Source organism: Acetobacter garciniae (assembly GCF_017377735.1).
GTDB classification, from domain to species: domain Bacteria; phylum Pseudomonadota; class Alphaproteobacteria; order Acetobacterales; family Acetobacteraceae; genus Acetobacter; species Acetobacter garciniae.
Genome location: NZ_JAFVMH010000025.1, coordinates 1 through 5,485, shown reverse-complemented (window position 1 = coordinate 5,485; position 5,485 = coordinate 1). Strand labels below are relative to the sequence as shown.

At 53.3% G+C, this 5,485-nt stretch carries 2 protein-coding genes and 4 pseudogenes; 2 read left to right on the top strand and 4 right to left on the bottom strand.

The genetic code is table 11. The features are described from left to right. On the top strand, positions 1 to 1,960 hold a 1,960-nt coding region (locus tag J2D77_RS16960; protein ID WP_207847702.1), incomplete at its 5' end, for an autotransporter family protein. Between the two features lie 390 nt (positions 1,961 to 2,350). Here the strand turns inward: J2D77_RS16960 and J2D77_RS16955 are convergent. Beyond that, positions 2,351 to 2,519 (bottom strand): annotated as a pseudogene (locus J2D77_RS16955) (integrase core domain-containing protein); the annotation flags it as partial. A 24-nt stretch (positions 2,520 to 2,543) separates the two neighbouring features. On the opposite strand from J2D77_RS16955, the pseudogene J2D77_RS16950 reads away from it, so the two are divergent. Then, positions 2,544 to 2,723 (top strand): annotated as a pseudogene (locus J2D77_RS16950) (transposase); the annotation flags it as partial. Positions 2,724 to 2,741: 18 nt separating this feature from the next. Here J2D77_RS16950 and J2D77_RS16945 read toward each other — a convergent pair. The 3 genes and pseudogenes from J2D77_RS16945 to J2D77_RS16935 form a co-directional block, all read right to left on the bottom strand. After that, complete coding sequence (locus J2D77_RS16945) at positions 2,742 to 4,088, bottom strand: carbohydrate porin (protein WP_230975917.1); 1,347 nt, start codon at positions 4,086 to 4,088, stop codon at positions 2,742 to 2,744. Positions 4,089 to 4,399: 311 nt separating this feature from the next. Continuing rightward, positions 4,400 to 4,698 (bottom strand): annotated as a pseudogene (locus J2D77_RS16940) (IS5/IS1182 family transposase); the annotation flags it as partial. Between the two features lie 43 nt (positions 4,699 to 4,741). After that, a pseudogene (locus tag J2D77_RS16935) lies at positions 4,742 to 5,359 on the bottom strand (IS3 family transposase); the annotation flags it as partial. Between the last annotated feature and the right edge of the window lie 126 nt (positions 5,360 to 5,485).

Genomic DNA, 5,485 nt, shown 5'->3' with positions numbered 1-5,485 from the left:
AACTCTCGCACAGGTTATCGACGGCACCGGCAGCCTGAGTCAGAACGGTACAGGCACTCTGGTTCTAAATGCAGACAATACCTATACCGGGGCCACCACCATTGCGCAGGGCGTGCTGCAACTGGGTAATGGTGGCACCACGGGTTCGATCGCAGCCTCCTCGGCCATTCGTGATAACGGCTCCCTGGTTGTCGATCATAGCAACACGGTAACTCTCGCACAGGTTATCGACGGCACCGGCAGCCTGAGTCAGAACGGTACAGGCACTCTGGTTCTAAATGCAGACAATACCTACACAGGAGCGACAACCGTGAAGAGCGGCACGCTGGATGTGGAGGGCTCCATTGCCTCTTCAGCCGTGACGGTGCTGCGTGGCAGCACGCTGTCTGGGACGGGTTCTGTAGGGAATACGCTGGTCGAAGCCGGGGCGACCCTTGCCCCGACAGGAGTTAATGGCGTGCTGAGCGTGCAGGGGAACCTGCAGATGGCCGATGGTGCAACCCTGTCGGTATATGAAAACGATCACCCTTCCGGCATGAGAATGGTGGTGAACGGGCAGACCTATGAGCAGCTCAACTCTGGCACGGTGGCAGTGACAGGTTCCACAGCACTCACCGGTACGCTGAATGTTAACGTCATTCCCGGAACGTTCTTCAAATCACATGAATACTTTGCGCTTATTTCATCCGCCGGTGGCTTTTCCGACAAAGCAGATGCGCTGCGGAGCAACCTCAACAATCTCTACACCTTTCTGATGCCAAGCCTTTATTACAATGGCGATGATCTGGATCTAATGATCTACCGGAATAACGTGACATTCTCCTCCGTAGTGCAGACCCGCAATCAGCGCGAAGTAGGGCGGGTGCTCGATACCCTGCCTGAAAGCAATGCTCTTGTGCAGGGCATTGAAAGTCTGGACGCGGCAGGCGCCCGGCAGAGCATGAACGCCCTTTCGGGCGAGGTCTATGCCTCTGCCCGCACAGCGCTGATACAGGATAGCGTGTATGTCCGTCAGGCTACGCTGGACCGTCTGGAGACAGCCGACTGCCAGGAGGGTGGTATGGGTGGAGCCATCCATACCGCGTCACTGGCAACAGGGCATAAGGATGAAGGCTGCCTTGCCGGGCAGGCTGTGCTGTGGGGCGAGGCCTATGGCGGGCTCGGGCACAATAATGGCGATGGCAACGCGGCCAGTATGCACCATTCCACTACCGGTTTTATCATGGGGCTTGATACCCCCATCATGGATGGCCGGTGGCGGGTAGGAGGCCTGTTCAGCTATGGCCGCTCCATGTTCGATATCGGCAGCGGGCGCGGGTCTTTGGGGCATAGCAACAACATTACCGTGGGGGGGTATGCCGGCACGCACTGGGGCGCGCTGAGCCTGAAGCTGGGAGCCGCCTACACGTGGAACATGCTGAGCCTGCAACGCAATGTAGCATTTTCTGACTATTCCAGCCGGCAGTCCAGCAGCTATTCCGGCGGTACGGTCCAGGTGTTCGGTGAGCTTGGCTACCGTTTCCACACCGCGTATGGCACGGTCGAACCCTTTGGCCATGTTGCCTATGTCAACCTTGCGACCAATGGCTATCAGGAGGCAGGCGGAGCCGCGGCCCTGCAGGGGCGTGGCATGAATACCGGGGTAACGTTCTCCACCTTCGGGGTGAAGATGTTCAAAACCGTGCGGGCTGGAAACCTGCTGCTGCTGCCGCATGGCTCTCTGGCCTACCGTCGGGCATTTGGCCTGCTTACTCCCACCAACCACACCACGCTGGCCTCTGCCGGTGGAAACGATATGGATGTGGCAGGGGTCGCACTTTCGCAGGATTCCGCCGTGGTGGATGCCGGGGTGAGCATCCGGCTGACGGACAGGATCGATATAGGGCTCTCCTATATCGGTCAGTATGGCAACCGGTCGGTTGAAAGCGGTGCTACGGGGAGCGCGCATTTCAGATTCTAGCAATCTGTCGGGTTAGTCATTTTGAATGGTCATAAGACCGAGGCTGACCCGGCTTATGCTGCCTGAAGAGATGTGAATATTGTTCATCAACACAGCGGAGCTCTGTCGCTGGCCTAGGAAAGTTAGAGTGTTCGAAAAACCCTCTGTATCTGAACTGTTGGCTGTGATTCCATCCCTTCAGTGATGATTGGGGGAATGGCTCAGGAGGCAGTCTGGTTTCTTTGATGACTTACTCGGTTAAGTGGGCTTGGCGATCAACTCGAAGCGTTTTCCCGGACTGTGGATTTTGAGGTGAGAAGTGGACCCGTCCGTTCGGACAGTTTTTGAGCTTGAATAAGCTATACCCGGTTGTTGTTTTGCTGCCATTCTGACGGCACTGCTGTTGGCCCTCTAGTCCGGGGTTAACCTAGGACCAGAGGGCGTCCGCGCGTCATGATACGCCTCATCGGGCGTGCGTTCAGCCAATGCTGAATGAGGCCGCTGTCCGTTGTAATACACGATCCATCTGCCAAGCCCGCCCCTCAGTTCTGAACCCGTCTGCGAACGCGCGCAGGTATACGTGGAGGGTTCTTCAAACCCTCCACGTGGCTTTGCCCTGCTGCCGCGCCGATGGGTCGTAGAACGGCCTTTCGCATGGACCACACGATGTCGTAGACCCGTTAAGGATTACGAGCAGTACGCTTCAACGCTCGTAAGTCTCTATGCCATCGTTTTCGTATGCTTTATGCTTAGAAACGCCGCTATGCTTTCTCAAGATGCATAACACTCTCTATAATGGAGCTTAAAATATTATAGTACTATGCACCCCGAAAATGGCTTCGTTTTTTATACGCTGATTCTTTGGACTCAGTACCCCGCCACTTGGCAATACAATGCCCTGTATGTCCGGCTGAAGCATAAACCACGGTGCAAGCTGGACTTGATAAGTCAGTTCCAGGTGATATTCTGTGCCTTGTCCCGGCATGCCAGAACGTTGGTCTGCTCGTGCCAGATAGGGACTGGCTGCCCCCAGCCCCGCCCCCAATCCCAGAATATCGGCTGTACGCCAGAAAGGTCCTTTTAGCGTAATTCCACCGTCTACAGCATAGACAATCTGATTGCGATCCGTGTCAGAGGTCCAGTTGCCGCGGATAAAGGCGTCGATCTCGGCTGTCGGACTGAAATGCTGAAGGGTCTGGTCAATGACAGTGTAAACGGCCCAGTTCGTTTTATGGGTTTTGGTGAAATCTGCCTGATCTGGAAAGCGGCCGGTATCAAAATAGCCGCCCAATTTGTAAGTTCCCTGTCGGCCCCATATTTTGCTGCGATACTGAATTTCAGTAAAGAAAAGTGCGCCGGTACTGAAATTGAATCGCGTGCCAGATGGATCCCGGTTCTGGTTCCATGGGTCCCGCACATTGATGAAGGGACCGCCGATCGGGTTGTCATCCGCTGCTGCGAACAGGAAAGTCCATTGCGGGGATGCTGTATAGCGTAATCGTATTGCTGGTGTTGTCACGGGGGATACCGGTCCCTGGTCGTACAGGTCATTATCCGGCATGATCGGCCATGAAAAAGAGGCGTTCAGGAAATCGAGTCCGACGCTACTGATCATGAAGTCTTGGCCAAGATCGAGTTTTCCAATCCGGATGGCGAGACGGTGTTTAAAGAGTTTCTGACTATACCACAGTTCATATAAACGTCCGTTATCATCTGCCTCGATATTTGATGTCTGGTTGAACACATACAGGGGAATATTACTGAAAGGCCGTCCACGAATTTCCATAGCACTGATGTCGAATGTGCCGAGCGGCAGGTTTGTCAGAGTATGCAGGTCTGTAGCCATTTCAACCGTTGTCGAACCAATGTAATTGTTTGATGCCTGTGCCCCTCCCACAGGGTTGGACCATAATTCATTGGTGTCAGAAATGCGGATATTGATCCCCTTTGCCTGCAACCAGTTCCGTATGCCGCCCCAATTGCCGGATAGATGGGGGGACGCATCAATATAAGCTGGATTACGTGGCTGAGTGTTGTCACCAGTGTTGAGTAAGTGGCGTGGAAGTTGCTGGCCATACGCAGGAGAAAAATATCCGCATAAGATCATGGTGAGAAAATATAAATGAGGATTATTTATACCTAAAATCATTTTAAATTCGACATTTTACAAAATATACGATATATATCAATGCAAACCGTTACTTATTCAGTCTATACGCGATAATATACATCAGCGCAACGGTCATAAAATTTTATGTGCATGAATAGGGACTACTGACCTGTGCTTTTATCCTGCGGAAGGGTCACAATCTATCTAATAAACAGTGTTATATTGAATGTTCATATGATACTGAGAGTAAAATTGAGGATTCTAAAAACTCCTTGGCTTTAAGATCTGTCGAAGATATCGAAGAAGCGCTGATTGATGCGCCCTGCTCTTGATTTTGGGCTTTGGGATTACTACGCGGCGGCGCTCATCCGCTCCAGGCAGAGAAAGCGGCGCATATTATAGACGGTATTGGCCAACCCGATCGTCATTATGGCCCGGGTGATGCCCACTGTCCGGATGAACAATCCTGTTTGTGACTTTTAATTGGCAAAGACATGCTCAACGCGTGATCGGATCACCGACTTCCCCGCGTTGAACCGCTGGATATGCCGGGGCATGCGCCTGAGATGTGGTTTTTTCGATGGAGCTTCGAGGCAAAACCTTGCTTTTCCATGAAGTTTTCATTGGCTTTTGAGCGATAGGCTGTCGTGCCAAATCCAACGGATATGACGTGCCCCCCTTTTTGTATCCACTCAAAAGGAGAGCTCCCGTTTTTTATGGCTTGGGGTTGGTGGGATGACAAGTGTCTCGGGGGCATGCCCCCGAGACACTTGTCTGGCGACCTGATCGGGTGTCCTGCCATCCAATTGGGAATGGGGACGCACTGTGTTGTAGTCTTCCCGCCAGTCAGCCAGAACCTGTCGGGCATGGCTGAGAGACGTGAACAGCGTCTCGTTGAGGCATTCATCCCTCAACCGGCCGTTGAAACTTTCGACAAAGCCGTTCTGTTGCGGTTTCCCGGGGGCGATATAGTGCCATTCAACCTTCATCTCATCCGCCCATTTCAGGATGGCATGGGATGTGAACTCCGTACCGTTGTCGCTGACAATCATGAGGGGTTTGGCATATCGTTCCACCTGGACCGTCAGTTCCCGCGCCACACGTCCACCTGATAATGACGTGTCGGCAACCAATGCCAGGTTCTTGCGACTGAAATCGTCGATAACAGCCAGAATGCGGAACCGGCGACCACAGATCAGGGCATCCGAGACAAAATCCAGGCTCCAGCGCTGCCCGGGTTCCTGGGGAATGGTCATGGGAGAGCGCGTTCCCAGTGCCCTCTTTCGGCCACCGCGATGACGGACTTTCAGACCTGGACTTGTAACGGTTTTGTGCCGGTCATCTGAGCGTTTTAAGCTCGTATCAGGAGACCGACGACACCATGAAACATACGGAAGATTTCAAGCGCGAGGCCGTGAGGATTGCATTGAGCAGTA